This is a genomic window from Shewanella inventionis (assembly GCF_019931735.1).
Classification (GTDB): Bacteria; Pseudomonadota; Gammaproteobacteria; order Enterobacterales; family Shewanellaceae; genus Shewanella; species Shewanella inventionis.
In genome coordinates this window covers 1,848,218-1,862,585 of sequence record NZ_CP082926.1, presented here as the reverse complement: position 1 = coordinate 1,862,585, position 14,368 = coordinate 1,848,218, and the positions used below count along the sequence as shown (strand labels likewise).

The window sequence follows — 14,368 nt, the reverse complement described above, 5'->3', positions numbered from 1 at the left end:
ACTTACGACTCGTTATTTTGTTGTGATTCTTCTAATAAACGCTGGGCTTGCTGTTCTGCCACCATTATTTGTCTTTGTTGTTCTTGAACATCTTGGTAATCAGCAAGTTCACGCAAAACAGATGTCGCATAGCTACCTGCAGGTAACATAAACTCAAGGGTCAACACATCGGCATCAAATTGCCATTTCATTCCTTGTGGTTCAAGTAACAAAGGTCGTCTTTCTTGGCTTAAACCGGCATTTTCAAGCCCAGACAAATCATTTGCATAATCGGTTAACGCTGCCATTTCGACTTCAAGAGCGGTCTCTTTAGCCAAAGGAGTTCCTCGCCCCCATAATGGTGCAGACAATTGTATGTCTTTTTCAGCAAGGCGCTGGTTAAGTACATCGTCCCAAGCATCAACAGTAAAATAACTTTTACTGCCAGCAAGCATTACACAGTCACCGACTAATGGTTGTGTTTGATGTGTGGCTAAACGATGAGATGCGACCAGGTTAAATATGTTTGAACGAACAGCTGATAAATACATACTGCGTTTATTGCGATCTTTAACATTGCGGCCGCCGTTTAGCATTTGACGCCCCATCACTAGGTTTTTGCCATCATGTCCAAAGCGTTGTTCGCCAAAATAGTTAGGTACTCCGGTGGCAGCAATATGCGTTAACCGAGACTTAAGGTCTGCAATATCGGTAATATTGCGCAAGGTCAATACAAAACGGTTTCCGAGCAATGCACCTATTCGTAATTTCTTGCTGTGACGACTGCTCGATAACACCGTGAGCTTATCGTTATTTAATTGCGCCCACTCAGGAGTTTCTTTACCGGGTATACGTACACCAAACCACTGCTCAGTAATGGCATTTTTATCTTTTTGCCCTGCGAAGGTGACTTCTTTTGGATGCACTTTTGCAAACTTGGCAATTATTTCAGCGACATATACTGTGTTCAAGCCATTTTTTTGAATATGCAGCATGTGGTGTTCGCCTTCTCCTGTTGGGGTAAAAGGCAAAATTTCTTTGACAATAAAATCGCTATTGTGAGTACGTAAATCGGCTTGGCTTAACGGTTTACCCAAAAGGTAATGTAATTCGTTCATCTGATACAGATTCTCTATATTATTAACGCGATTGGCTTACCATCAGTACCACAGCTTCAACAGCAATACCTTCTTTACGCCCTGTAAAACCCAATTTTTCAGTAGTAGTGGCTTTCACATTGATGTTATCGATATCCGTTTGTAAATCGTCACTTAAACATAATCGGATTGCTTCAATATGCGGCGCCATCTTTGGCGCTTGAGCAATAACTGTGACATCCAAGTTGCCAATAACATACTGCTTTTTACGTGCGAGTAAATAGCAATGCTTTAACAATTCACGGCTATTAGCACCCGCAAAGTTAGCGTCAGTGTCAGGAAAATGCTTACCGATGTCGCCTAGCGCCATTGCTCCGAGAATAGCATCACTTACGGCATGTAACACCACATCACCGTCAGAATGGGCGATTAATCCAGTTTCATATGGGACAACTACGCCGCCTAAAATAAGCGGCTTATCACCACCAAACTTATGTACATCAAAGCCATGACCAATACGTATATTCATGATAATCCTTGTAATAAGGTTTTTTTACAATGTCATTGTTGTGCTTGCGAGATAAATAAAGCGGCAAGTTGCAAATCATCAGGGTGAGTCACTTTTATATTATCAACACGGCCATTAACTAAACCAGGACGAACCCCTGCCCATTCCATTGCACTCGCCTCGTCAGTAATACTCACTTTCGCGGCTAACGCCTGAGATAAATTGCGATGCAAGCTTGTTATAGGGAAAAATTGCGGTGTTAATGCATGCCATAATAAAGCGCGGTCCACGGTACTTGTGATTTGACCACTGGCGTCGCTACGCTTCATGGTGTCACGCACAGGTGCGGCTAAAATTGCACCTTGGGGGTGTTGTTCCACTGAACCAATCAATTTGTTGATATCTTCATGACGCAAACAAGGTCTTGCTGCATCATGCACTAACACCCATGCCTGAGGATTAATAGCTAACGCATAATCAAGTGCTGCAAGTACAGAGTCAGCTCGTTCGCCACCACCTATAACAAGACTCAGTTTGGGGTGTGTTGCTTGGGGTAATTGTTTGAAATGCTGATCTTGTGGGTGTAAAGCGACGATAACTTGCGAGATATCTGTATGAGATAACAGTACATCGAGTGTATGTGCCAAAATACTCTGTTGACCAAGCATTAAATATTGCTTTGGTTTATCAGCCCCCATACGACTGCCAATACCTGCAGCGGGAACAATGGCAATAATGGATTTAGGGTTGTTTTGCATAGTAAACCAGTCTGAAAATAATTATAGCTAGTTTAACGCACATAAGTTGCCACACGTTAAACTATGGATTGAACGGTTGTTCGCGAGAATCGGTACCGATAACACGATAAAATGTTTCGCCTTCTTTGACCATGCCAAGTTCGTTTCGGGCACGCTCTTCAATGGCTTCGGTGCCACTTTTTAAATCAATGATTTCTTCTTTAAGGATCTGATTGCGAGCCACGAGTTTTTCGTTACTCTGCTGCTGCGCTTCAATTTGGGTCTGCAGCACGAAATATTCAGATAAATTGTTATCCCCAAGCCATAGTCGATATTGCAATACAGCCAGTAATCCAATCATTAGTAATATTAATTGTTTCATAATATTAAGTTACGTTGTGTTAACCCTTAAAATGTATGTTGGATATAGTACAACAAAAAAGGCCACCTAGTGGTGGCCTTTTTTAAGCTATAGCAAAAATTTATGCTTGGCCTTTCACTTCTTTTAGACCATTAAATGGCGCTTTTGCACCTAATGCTTCTTCAATACGAAGCAATTGGTTGTATTTTGCAACACGGTCACTACGGCTTAAAGAACCCGTTTTGATTTGACCAGCAGCAGTACCAACAGCTAAGTCAGCAATGGTTGAATCTTCAGTTTCACCGCTACGATGAGAAATCACAGCAGTGAAGCCTGCATCTTTAGCCATTTTGATTGCTGCCAAAGTTTCAGTTAATGAACCGATTTGGTTGAATTTAATCAGAATAGAGTTTGCAATACCGTTATCGATACCGCGTTTTAGGATTTTAGTGTTGGTTACAAATAAATCGTCACCCACTAACTGAATTTTGTCACCTAACAATTTAGTTTGATGAGCAAAACCATCCCAATCAGATTCATCTAGACCGTCTTCGATAGACACGATTGGATATTGATTTACAAGATCTTCTAAGAAGTAGTTAAACTCTTCTGAAGTAAATTGCTTACCTTCACCTTTAAGATCGTAAATACCTTCTTCTTTGTTGTAAAACTCAGAAGCGGCACAATCAAGAGCAAGAGTAATATCTTTACCTAGTTCATAGCCGGCATTTGATACAGCCACTTTAATCGCAGCAAGTGCAGCAGCATTTGACTCTAGGTTTGGTGCGAAACCACCTTCATCACCAACAGAAGTTGAATGGCCTTGTGATTTTAATACTTTAGCAAGGCTGTGGAATACTTCTGCGCCCATGCGTAAAGCTTCACGGAAGTTTTTAGCGCCAACAGGTTGGATCATAAACTCTTGAATATCAACACTGTTGTCTGCATGTTCACCGCCATTGATGATGTTCATCATAGGCAATGGCATAGAGTACACACCTGGTGTGCCATTTAAGTCAGCAATGTGAGCATATAATGGAACGTGCTTTGCAGCAGCTGCAGCTTTGGCAGTGGCAAGTGATACGGCTAAAATTGCATTAGCGCCAAATTTAGCTTTGTTTTCGGTGCCATCTAAGTCAATCATGATTTGGTCAATTTCAGCTTGAGCCAAAGCATCTTTACCTTTTAGGGCTTCAGCAATTGGACCATTAACCGCAGCAACAGCGTTTAATACGCCTTTACCTAAATAGCGTGCTTTGTCGCCGTCACGAAGTTCTAGCGCTTCACGACTACCAGTAGATGCACCAGACGGTGCAGCAGCCATGCCTACATAACCGCCTTCTAAATGCACTTCTGCTTCAACGGTTGGGTTACCACGCGAATCCATAATCTCGCGACCAATCACTTTAATAATGTTAGCCATAATATCCTCGTACTGTGTCAGTAAATTAAAAAATTTGATAAAAGTTAAAAGCCAATAACAATAAACCACTCATTAAGTATCGATATTGCCGATTTATTGGTATGTAACTTTCAGTTTAGTAATTTTATTCTATCTAGGCTTAGGATAAATCGAATTGGTCTTAGCTTCAACTTAGTTTTAACTTTGACAAGGTATCCGTAAGACGATTATTTGATCTAACGCATACATCTTAAACAAAAAAGCCGCTAATGCAGTAACATTAGCGGCTAGCGTCAATTAACTTAAGTCACGTTTTTGGTACGCTGCTGATGCAGCTATAAACCCTTCAAATAATGGGTGTCCATCACGTGGCGTTGAAGTGAATTCTGGGTGGAATTGACCGGCAACAAACCAAGGGTGATTTGGTAATTCGATCATTTCAATTAATTTACGATCTGAAGACAAACCACTAAACACCAAACCGGCTTTTTCAAGACGCTCTATGTAGTTGTTGTTCACTTCGTAACGATGACGGTGGCGCTCAACACAGGTTGTAGAGTTATATGCAGTTGCCGCTTTAGAGCCTTCTTTTAAGTGGCATAATTGAGCACCTAAACGCATAGTACCGCCTAAATCAGAAGACTCATGACGTTTTTCAACATCGCCATCTTCGTTAATCCATTCGGTAATCAAGCCTACAACAGGATAAGGTGTTTGCGAGTTAAATTCAGTAGAATGTGCGCCCTCTAGACCCGCTACATGGCGAGCAAATTCGATTAGCGCAACTTGCATACCTAAACAAATCCCGAAGTAAGGCAGGTTATTTTCGCGGGCAAATTTCGCTGCAAAAATTTTACCTTCAACACCACGCTCACCAAAACCACCTGGTACTAAAATACCATCTAAGCCTTGTAACACTTCTTCGCCTTTAGCTTCAACGGTTTGTGAATCAATATATTTGATATTCACAGTCACGCGATTTTTTAAACCCGCATGCTTTAATGCTTCGTTAACTGACTTATAGGCATCGGGTAGTTCGATGTATTTACCCACCATACCAATGGTCACTTCACCATTAGGGTTGGCTTCTTGATAAATTACGTTTTCCCACTCAGACAAATCAGCTTCGTTACAATCCAAATGGAAACGCTTAATCACTAAGTCATCTAAGCCTTGCGAACGTAATAAAGCTGGGATTTTATAAATACTGTCTACGTCTTTTAAAGAAATAACAGCGCGCTCTTCAACGTTACAGAATAACGAGATTTTAGCTTTTTCGTTGGCAGGAATAGCACGATCGCCACGACAAACCAATACGTCTGGCGCAATACCAATAGAACGTAACTCTTTCACAGAATGCTGTGTTGGCTTAGTTTTAACTTCGCCTGCGGCACCTAAGAATGGCACTAAAGTTAAGTGCATAAATAAGGTACGTTCGCGTCCTAGCTCAACACCTAATTGACGAATAGACTCAAGGAATGGCAATGATTCAATATCACCCACTGTGCCGCCAATTTCTACGATTGCCACATCGTGGCCTTCGCCACCTTCAAGCACTTTTTCTTTAATCGCATTAGTAATATGCGGAATAACCTGAATGGTTGCGCCTAAATAATCACCACGACGCTCTTTACGAAGTACTTCTTCATAAATACGGCCTGTTGTGAAGTTATTGCGGCGGTTCATTTTAGTGCGAATAAAACGCTCGTAGTGACCTAAATCGAGGTCGGTTTCAGCGCCATCTTCAGTCACGAATACTTCACCGTGCTGAGTAGGGCTCATGGTACCTGGATCGACGTTAATGTATGGGTCCAGTTTCATAATGGTTACATTGAGGCCACGAGCCTCTAAAATTGCTGCTAGCGACGCCGCTGCAATGCCTTTACCTAGTGATGAAACAACGCCACCAGTAACGAAGATATACCTTGTAGTCATGCTGAACCTGAGAAAATGTGTTGGAAAATACGTGCTTGTAAGAAAGCACTAGGACGGGGCGATAGTATATCAAAGCCACTGCGATTCGACAAACTTAAACACGCTAATTTTGGTTTAATTTGCCTTTTCGTCTTGTTTGACTTTGTCCCAGTAGCTATCTAATTCAGCTAACGTATGCTGCTCAATGGCTTTTGTGCTGTCGGCAACATACTGTTCTACGCCTCTAAATCTTCGCTCAAATTTGTTGTTGGCTTGGCGTAAGGCTTGTTCAGGGTCGACCTTTAAATGCCTGGCTAAATTGACCACCGCAAATAATAAATCGCCCATTTCGTCCTGAATATGTGCCTGAGAATAGGTGGGGTCATCCTGACTCTTGTTCACCTCAACAAGCACTTCATCGATTTCTTCATGGATTTTTGCCACCACAGGCTCAAGTTCGGCCCAGTCAAAGCCGACTTTTGCCACCCTGTGTTGAATTTTACGTGCACGAGACAACGCGGGTAATGCATGTGGAATATCATCTAATGCGGAGTGAAGTTGCTTTTGTTGGCGCTCATTGGCTTTGAGTTTATCCCAAGCTTGGCTTAATTCTTGGGTATTGGTAATCGAGCCGCTCACTTGTTCATCTGCTATGCCAAACACATGAGGATGGCGACGGGTTAATTTATCGCTGATGCGTTCAACCACGGTTGCAAAGTCAAACATGCCTTGTTCCTGGCCAAGCTGGCAATAAAACACCACTTGAAATAACAAATCACCTAATTCATCGGGTAATTCCTGCCACGCTTTACGCTCTATGGTATCGACCACCTCATAGGCTTCTTCTAAGGTAAAGGGCACTATGGTGGCAAAGTCTTGAGCAAGATCCCAAGGGCAGCCAGTTTTTGGATCGCGTAATTGCTTCATAATCTCTAACAATGATTGCATCGGTGCCACATTGATATCCTCATATTTTACCCTGCACTAAAATTAAAAAGGCACCTGGATTAAGGTGCCTTTCACATTGAATGGTCTTGTTTACATTACAGTCTACGAGACTCAACAACCCCATCAACTTGCGATAATTTGGCAATAATGCGTGACAAACCGTCAAGATTATATAGTTCAAGTTCAAGCTCAACTGTCGCGGTTTGAGTTTTCACATCAGAGGATGAACTCATTGCCATGACATTAGACTTTTCTGCGGCTAATACCGTGGTTAAATCGCGCAATAAGCCGCTGCGATCATGAGCTAATACTCTTACTCTTATACGGTATCCACCTGAATAGTTCTCACCCCAAATAACATCAACGCTGCGTTCAGGATGCGCGCGCATTAGCTCTTTAACTTGTTCACAGTCACTTCGATGTACTGAAATACCACGGCCCATAGTGATATAACCAAAAATCTCATCGCCAGGTACAGGCTGGCAACAACGCGCAATATGGCTCATTAAGTTGCCTACACCGTTAACCTCAACCTGGCCTTTACCGGTTTTTTTAGGTTTGTGGGACGCTTTTTTAAGGATGTCTTCGACTAAATCTTCGTCAGTATCTTCAACTTTACGCACTTTCGTTTCGGTAAAGTTCACCACTTGATTTAAGCGTAAGTCACCACCACCAATAGCGGCTAACATATCATCCATGCTATTGAGGTTAAAACGCTCTACTGCAACTACAGCATCTTTAATTTTTAATCCCACACGCGACAACTCAGACTCGAGCATCTCTTTACCCGCAGCAATATTTTTGTCGCGATCTTGCTGTTTAAACCAATGCTGTATTTTAGAGCGTGAACGAGACGACTTGATATAGCCTAAGTTAGGATTTAACCAGTCACGTTTAGGGTTAGGCGTTTTTGATGTAATGATTTCAATACGTTCACCCGTTTCAACCTGGTAGGTAAATGGCACAATACGGCCATCAACTTTGGCACCAATACACTTATGCCCCACCTGAGAGTGAATATAATAAGCAAAGTCGAGCACGGTCGAGCCTAAAGGTAAGTCAACGACTTCACCATTAGGGGTAAACACATAAACTCGGTCTTCAAATACCTGGCTGCGAACTTCATCTACAAGGTTGCCGCTTTCGGCCACATCTTCTTGCCACTGTAAAATTTTACGTAGCCAGTTAATTTTTTCTTCATAACCGGTTTGTTTGGCGTTACCCGCACCTTCTTTGTACTTCCAATGCGCAGCCACACCAAGCTCAGAGTCTTGATGCATGGCTTCGGTTCGGATTTGAATTTCAACGGTTTTACCCTCTGGGCCAACCACTACGGTATGTATTGATTGGTATCCATTAGGTTTAGGGTTGGCGACGTAATCATCAAACTCACGTGGAATGTGGTGCCATAGATCATGCACTACGCCTAACGCGCCATAACAATCTTGTAATCGCTCAGTCACGATCCGCACTGCACGTACGTCAAACAGTTCATCAAACTTAAGATCTTTACCCTTCATTTTACGCCAAATGCTGTAAATATGCTTAGGGCGGCCATAGACTTTGGCACGGATCTGGTCGTTGTCTAGACGTTGCTGTAGCTGAGAAACAAACTTTTCAATAAATACTTCGCGATCAACACGTTTACCATCAAGTTGTTTGGCAATATCTTTATAAACGGTTGGGTGCAAATAGCGAAACGAGATGTCTTCAAGTTCCCATTTTAGCTGCCCAATACCTAAACGGTTAGCTAATGGCGCGTATATATCGGCAATTTCACGGGCCAATAATACACGTGTTTCTTCGTCGGCATTTTTTACCGCGCGTAGTAAACATACACGCTCGGCAAGCTTAATCACCACTGCACGTACGTCTTCGACCATGGCCAATAACATTTTGCGAATGTTGTCGATTTGCGGTTCGGCATCACGCGAGTTCTCACTCACTTTTAGCGCGCCTATGGCATTCATGGTCACCACACTGGCGACCAGTTTTGCTAAATTATTGCCATATTTTTCAGCTAATTGTTCGTCGTTTAAAACACCCGCCTCATGCATTAAAAACAGCACTGCTGCCTGTAGCGTTTCGATGTCCATGTTAAGGGGCGCTAAAATCTCGATCATTTCACGAGCACGCGCAAGCAATTCGGTGTGAGCCAGCTTATTTTTGACCGGTAAGGCCTCAACTTGCTGGATCAACGCTAATAGTGTTTGAGCATCGTCTTTATCGTCAATATAACGGGCGACCCACTCATCTAATTGGAATGCTTGCGTATTAAAATGTGCTTCGCGAACAGATACCATGAACCCTTCCTTAGCCGCATGACCGACTTTTACCCACCGTCACTTCGCTGATTCATGGCGAAATGAAGGAAAAACGACAACTGAGTACGTTATCTTGAAGCCCTAAATACGTTTGTCAATTCAAACATGTTTAGTTGAACAAATTTATAGCATACCAGTTGATAATATTGAAAAAACAACACCTATTTACCCAGCTCAAACAAGACCATTGCCTCGATATGATGGGTTTGTGGAAACATATCAACTAAACCGACTTTAGCAATGCGATAACCGTTCGCTAATAATACACTACTGTCACGGGCTAAACTGGCCGGATTACAAGATACATAAACCACCTTTTTGGGTTGCATTTTTTGCAGCCATTGCAGGCTTTCATAAGCACCAGCTCTGGCTGGATCAAGCAACAGCTTGTCAATTTTACCTAGCCAAGTTTGCTCAGACAAATCAGCACTCAAATCAGCATGGTAAAAGCTTACGTTAGTTAATTGGTTATCGAGTGCGTTTTGTTTTGCTTGCTCAACCATTTCAACTACACCTTCAACCGCAATGACTTGTGCCGCTTTTTTCGCTAGCGGTAAACTAAAATTGCCCACTCCGCAAAACAAATCAAGGATCCGCTCACCAGATTGAGGATCAAGCCAAGCTACAGCTTGTTCAACCATGGCATGGTTTATCACACCATTAACCTGAACAAAGTTACCGGGTGTAAACGAGCATCGTACGCTGTTATCAGCAAGTAGGTAAAACGGTAACGTCGCGTCACTTTCGTTGGAGGGTAATGCTGGATAAAGCTGAGTTAATTGGCCCGAGTCATCTTGCAACAGCATCGTTAATTGGTACTTTTCAGCAAAACCACTCAACCAACGTAAATCTGAATTAGGTAAGGTTTTCGTTATCCTTAGCACAGCAAAACGGCCATTGTCAGCTTGGGTTAATTCCACATGGCCTAAACTGGCTTTGGCTTTTAACTGGTTTAAATTGACCGCCAACGGTGTAATAAGTTCAGACAAAGGCTCAGCAAGCACCGGACATTGGTTAATTTCAACAATTTTATTGCTGTTTGCAGCACGAAAACCCAACTGTAAGCGCTGAGTGTTTTTGTCAAATACGGTTGCGAGTCTCGCTCTACGGCGATAATGCCAGGCATTATCAACAATGGGTGTGGCAACAAGGTTATCTGTAACAGTTTCAGCACTGGATAATTTAGTAATCAAATCAACTAATGCCGTTTGCTTATGGTCGTGTTGAGCCTGATAGTCCATGTGTTGTAAATCACAACCGCCACATTGCACATAATGCGGACAATGTGGGTTAATGCGACGAGTAGATGGCGTATCAATCTTGATTAATTTTGCTTTGGCATAACTTTTCTTTTGCTCAACCAACTGCACGGTTGCGCGCTCGCCAGGTAACGCGCCAGGGACAAATACAACCTTACCTTGATGCTGAGCAATACCTGCACCTAGATGATCTAACTGAGTGATATCTAGCGTTAGCTTGGCCGATAATTGTTTAGATTTGTTTGGTTTTTCTTTGAAAAATTGTGCCATTTCGGCCTCAGATGTCGAATAAAAAACTAGTCAAGAGTGCGCTGTTTCTGGCAGTCTAGACGCAATAATAGCGATTTAGCATCAGGAACACACCTAACAGCCATGAAAAGTGCCAACAATATGACCAACTACAGCCTGCGTTCTTGGGTTCTGGTACTAGCGTTAGCGCCCACGATTGTCGTGGGTATTCTACTTGGAAGTTATTTCACGATAAACCGCTTTTATGAGTTAGAAGACACCTTAATCATAAAAGGCAGCAATATTGTTGAGCCTTTGGCCATTGCCAGTGAGTTTGGCATCATCAATCAAGATCGCGATTCGACAAAACGTCTTCTTGCCGCCTCTCAAATCAACAATGCAGCGTTAATTCACTCAATAGCAGTTTTTGACGCTGAAAATCAGTTATTTGTGACATCGCACTATCACAAAGACTTTGAAACGATGCGCTATAAAAAACCGTTAACCACTCTAACAGCAACAGAAAACGAAACGATTGGCGACACCATGGTTATCAGGGTGCCCATTATCTCTCACACAGGGTTGGAATCGTTACTGTTGAGTCGTTTAAATAATGTTAACGACAAAAACCAAGATACGCCGCAAAGCCAACATACAATCGAGCCGCTTTACAATGACCAGCAGGAGCAAATCCTTGGTTATATTTCTGTCTTACTTAACAAAGAAAACGCCTTATTAGAACAACATCGAGCGGCCATTGCAGCATTTATTATCGTGTTGATTGGGGTGCAATTTAATTTATTTTTCACTTTCAGATTAGTCAAACATGTTAACCACCCTATTACCGAAATGGTTCGAGTGGTGGCCAAAATTCGTGAGGGTAAACTCGATACTCGCCTTGAAGGAAACTTAATTGGCGAACTTGATTTACTCAAGCGAGGTATTAATGCCATGGCCGGCTCCTTGTCTGAATATCATGACGAAATGCAACAAAATATTGATCAAGCCACGTCAGACTTAAGAGAAACCTTAGAGCAAATTGAAATTCAAAACGTTGAATTAGACCTCGCTAAAAAACGCGCATTAGAAGCTAGCCGAATTAAATCTGAGTTTTTAGCCAATATGTCCCATGAGTTACGTACGCCACTTAATGGTGTCATCGGTTTTGCAAGGCAATTGTTAAAAACCCCGCTACACACAAGCCAACTTGACTACATTAAAACCATTGAGCGCAGCGCAAGTAATTTACTGGGGATCATTAACGATATTCTTGATTTTTCTAAACTCGAAGCGGGTAAAATGGTGCTTGAGAAAATGCCGTTCGCGCTACGTGAAACCTTGGCTGAAACCTTAACCATTATTGCCGGTAGCGCCCAAGAAAAAGGCATTGAGCTCGTTATCGATATTGATAGCAATGTCCCCGAAAGTGTCAGTGGCGACGCGATGCGAGTTAGCCAAATCATTACCAATTTAATGGGGAACGCGATTAAATTTACCGACATAGGCAGTGTGGTATTAAAAATTCATTTGGTGAGTCAAGAAGATGACAACATCACCCTAAGATGTGAAGTGATTGATACCGGTATCGGCATTGATGAGAGTCAGCAAGAATATTTATTTCAGGCATTTGGTCAGGCAGATTCTTCAATATCACGTCGCTTTGGAGGTACAGGGTTAGGCCTGGTGATCACCAAACGCCTAATTAACCAAATGGGCGGCCAAATTGGCTTTACATCTGCGCCTAATAAGGGGTCAAATTTCTGGTTTATACTCCCACTTGGGCTCAGTCAATTTGAAATTGGTGAAGTACTACCGGTTAATGTTTTGCAGCACAAATCAGTGCTGTTATACGAACCACGAGAATTGTCTCGCGATACATTAAACCGTCGTTTAGTTTCTTGGCAATTAATCATCACCAATGCGACCAACCCCGAAAACTTAACCTCAGTACTTAACAGTAAAAACAGCAAGTACGATTATATTATTATGAGTTGCCATGGATTTGTTGATAACGATGAGCTCATTCATCTATTACAGCAAGCACGACAACATACTGACTGTCTGGTGTTGTTACACGATTGCCTCGATCAAGATGTGATAATTAATGTACTAAAAGCCAATGCCGATGTGCTGCTTAATACCCCCATAAGCGACTTAACGTTAGCGCGCCATTTAATTTATCCGCCAACGCCAGTCTCCCTAGCAAGCTTACCTGAAGCGCCGATTATACCTGACTCTCAACGCATAAAAGCGTCAGTACTTGCAGTTGACGATAATAACGCTAACCTAAAACTTATCGACACATTACTAAAAGAGTTAGTGGTTAATGTTGTTACAGTGAACAATGGAAATGACGCGATAAAACAAGCTCAAGAGCGAGCATTTGACTTAATATTTATGGATATTCAAATGCCTGGTATCGACGGCATAACCGCCACACAGCAAATTCGTTCAATGTCGCTTAACCGCAATACCCCCATTATTGCGGTCACTGCACATGCTATTGCTGAAGAGCGTGAAAAAATACTCGCTTGTGGTATGGATGGCTTCTTGCCAAAACCGATTGACGAAATGTCATTAAAAGGCGTCATCAATCGCTGGGTAACTAAACCTAAATTTACCCATTTTGATAATCAAATAATCAATTGGGATTTATGCCTAACTCAAGCCAATCAAAAGCCTGATTTAGCACTAGACATGCTTAAAATGCTTGTCAACTCCATTCCTGAAACCGTTGAAAATATTAACCATGCTCTGACACAACGCGATGCCAGCAGCCTGCTACAAACTGTACACAAGCTTCATGGTGCTACATGTTATTGCGGTGTTCCTACCACACAAAAACTCTGCCAAGCTATTGAGTCAGGGTTAAAACATAAAATTGACATCGATGATCTCGAACCTGAAATACTTGAGTTACTTGACGAGTTAACTAAGGTAGAATCAGCAGCAAATCAAGTGATAAACCAGCTATCAGTGGATATTCCTAATGACCAGTAAACCCGGCTTTTTTAAACGTCTTAAGGCATTGTCTTTACCGCAAAAACAGCTTTTTGCAATCGCGCTATGCCAACGCATGTTACCTAATTACAAATTGTTTTCAGAAGTATGTGAGTTCGGTGAGCCTCAGGTTCTCAGTACAGCATTAGAGTTATTATGGCAAAGCCAGTACGATAAAAAACTCAAGTTTAACATCGATGTACATTTGCAACGTCTTGACGAAAATACGCCCGACCCAAGTGATTTCGAGGCCTATGGCGCTTACCCTGCAATGGATGCAGCCGTTGCTGTTGCCACATTAATGAGTGCAATAGACAGCAAAGTTGAAGAAGACATTACCAATATCAGTAAGTTGTCATCAAGTACCGTCGCCAACTACATTGAAGCCATCAGTGATGATTCATTAATGGATGAAGAACTCGATGATTTTGTGTTTTCACACCCGGTTATGGAAGAGGAAAAAGAGCTTCAAGCCATGCTACTTGATATTATTGAAGCCAATCCTGATATTACCGCTGAGCTGGTTAAAGGTTTACGAAAGGATATTATTGACGCAGGCGTTTCAAACATCGGGATTAGCGAATAACCAAGGCATTTTATTTCAGTCAACA

At 42.2% G+C, this 14,368-nt stretch carries 11 protein-coding genes; 2 read left to right on the top strand and 9 right to left on the bottom strand.

The genetic code is table 11. The features are described 5' to 3' along the window. Window positions 1–2: 2 nt before the first annotated feature. The 9 genes from truD to rlmD form a co-directional block, all read right to left on the bottom strand. Entirely contained in the window at window positions 3–1,097 is a 1,095-nt protein-coding gene (gene truD, locus K8B83_RS08415; protein WP_188738742.1) for a tRNA pseudouridine(13) synthase TruD, read from the bottom strand. Between the two features lie 22 nt (window positions 1,098–1,119). Continuing rightward, complete coding sequence (gene ispF, locus K8B83_RS08410) at window positions 1,120–1,605, bottom strand: 2-C-methyl-D-erythritol 2,4-cyclodiphosphate synthase (RefSeq protein ID WP_188738740.1); 486 nt, start codon at window positions 1,603–1,605, stop codon at window positions 1,120–1,122. A 32-nt stretch (window positions 1,606–1,637) separates the two neighbouring features. Then, window positions 1,638–2,342 carry a 2-C-methyl-D-erythritol 4-phosphate cytidylyltransferase gene (gene ispD / locus K8B83_RS08405; protein WP_188738738.1) on the bottom strand — a complete coding sequence of 235 codons (705 nt, stop codon included), beginning with the start codon at window positions 2,340–2,342 and terminating at the stop codon, window positions 1,638–1,640. Between the two features lie 61 nt (window positions 2,343–2,403). Then, the gene (gene ftsB, locus K8B83_RS08400; protein WP_188738735.1) at window positions 2,404–2,703 is read right to left on the bottom strand and encodes a cell division protein FtsB; all 300 of its coding nucleotides are present in this window, start codon (window positions 2,701–2,703) and stop codon (window positions 2,404–2,406) included. Window positions 2,704–2,803: 100 nt separating this feature from the next. After that, entirely contained in the window at window positions 2,804–4,105 is a 1,302-nt protein-coding gene (gene eno / locus K8B83_RS08395; protein ID WP_223419557.1) for a phosphopyruvate hydratase, read from the bottom strand. A 276-nt stretch (window positions 4,106–4,381) separates the two neighbouring features. Next, window positions 4,382–6,019, bottom strand: a complete 1,638-nt coding sequence (locus tag K8B83_RS08390) for a CTP synthase (protein ID WP_188738731.1) — start codon at window positions 6,017–6,019, stop codon at window positions 4,382–4,384. A gap of 114 nt (window positions 6,020–6,133) precedes the next feature. Next, the gene (gene mazG / locus K8B83_RS08385) at window positions 6,134–6,946 is read right to left on the bottom strand and encodes a nucleoside triphosphate pyrophosphohydrolase (protein ID WP_188738801.1); all 813 of its coding nucleotides are present in this window, start codon (window positions 6,944–6,946) and stop codon (window positions 6,134–6,136) included. Window positions 6,947–7,041: 95 nt separating this feature from the next. After that, window positions 7,042–9,249, bottom strand: coding sequence for a GTP diphosphokinase (relA, locus tag K8B83_RS08380; protein ID WP_188738729.1), 2,208 nt, complete (start codon window positions 9,247–9,249; stop codon window positions 7,042–7,044). A gap of 182 nt (window positions 9,250–9,431) precedes the next feature. Beyond that, the gene (gene rlmD, locus K8B83_RS08375; RefSeq protein ID WP_188738727.1) at window positions 9,432–10,799 is read right to left on the bottom strand and encodes a 23S rRNA (uracil(1939)-C(5))-methyltransferase RlmD; all 1,368 of its coding nucleotides are present in this window, start codon (window positions 10,797–10,799) and stop codon (window positions 9,432–9,434) included. 102 nt (window positions 10,800–10,901) lie between these two features. Between rlmD and barA the strand changes: the two genes are divergently transcribed. Next, entirely contained in the window at window positions 10,902–13,757 is a 2,856-nt protein-coding gene (gene barA, locus K8B83_RS08370) for a two-component sensor histidine kinase BarA (protein ID WP_188738725.1), read from the top strand. After that, window positions 13,747–14,343 (top strand): YjaG family protein, encoded by a 597-nt coding sequence (locus tag K8B83_RS08365; RefSeq protein WP_188738723.1) that lies wholly within the window; start codon window positions 13,747–13,749, stop codon window positions 14,341–14,343. Before barA ends, K8B83_RS08365 begins: the two co-directional genes overlap by 11 nt. Window positions 14,344–14,368 lie beyond the last annotated feature (25 nt).

What these genes read in the sequence shown, in the direction of transcription:
- truD (WP_188738742.1), bottom strand. Translation starts at nt 1,097, where the DNA reads ATGAACGAATTACATTACCTTTTGGGTAAACCGTTAAGCCAAGCCGAT.
- ispF (WP_188738740.1), bottom strand. Translation starts at nt 1,605, where the DNA reads ATGAATATACGTATTGGTCATGGCTTTGATGTACATAAGTTTGGTGGT.
- ispD (WP_188738738.1), bottom strand. Translation starts at nt 2,342, where the DNA reads ATGCAAAACAACCCTAAATCCATTATTGCCATTGTTCCCGCTGCAGGT.
- ftsB (WP_188738735.1), bottom strand. Translation starts at nt 2,703, where the DNA reads ATGAAACAATTAATATTACTAATGATTGGATTACTGGCTGTATTGCAA.
- eno (WP_223419557.1), bottom strand. Translation starts at nt 4,105, where the DNA reads ATGGCTAACATTATTAAAGTGATTGGTCGCGAGATTATGGATTCGCGT.
- K8B83_RS08390 (WP_188738731.1), bottom strand. Translation starts at nt 6,019, where the DNA reads ATGACTACAAGGTATATCTTCGTTACTGGTGGCGTTGTTTCATCACTA.
- mazG (WP_188738801.1), bottom strand. Translation starts at nt 6,946, where the DNA reads ATGCAATCATTGTTAGAGATTATGAAGCAATTACGCGATCCAAAAACT.
- relA (WP_188738729.1), bottom strand. Translation starts at nt 9,249, where the DNA reads ATGGTATCTGTTCGCGAAGCACATTTTAATACGCAAGCATTCCAATTA.
- rlmD (WP_188738727.1), bottom strand. Translation starts at nt 10,799, where the DNA reads ATGGCACAATTTTTCAAAGAAAAACCAAACAAATCTAAACAATTATCG.
- barA (WP_188738725.1), top strand. Translation starts at nt 10,902, where the DNA reads ATGAAAAGTGCCAACAATATGACCAACTACAGCCTGCGTTCTTGGGTT.
- K8B83_RS08365 (WP_188738723.1), top strand. Translation starts at nt 13,747, where the DNA reads ATGACCAGTAAACCCGGCTTTTTTAAACGTCTTAAGGCATTGTCTTTA.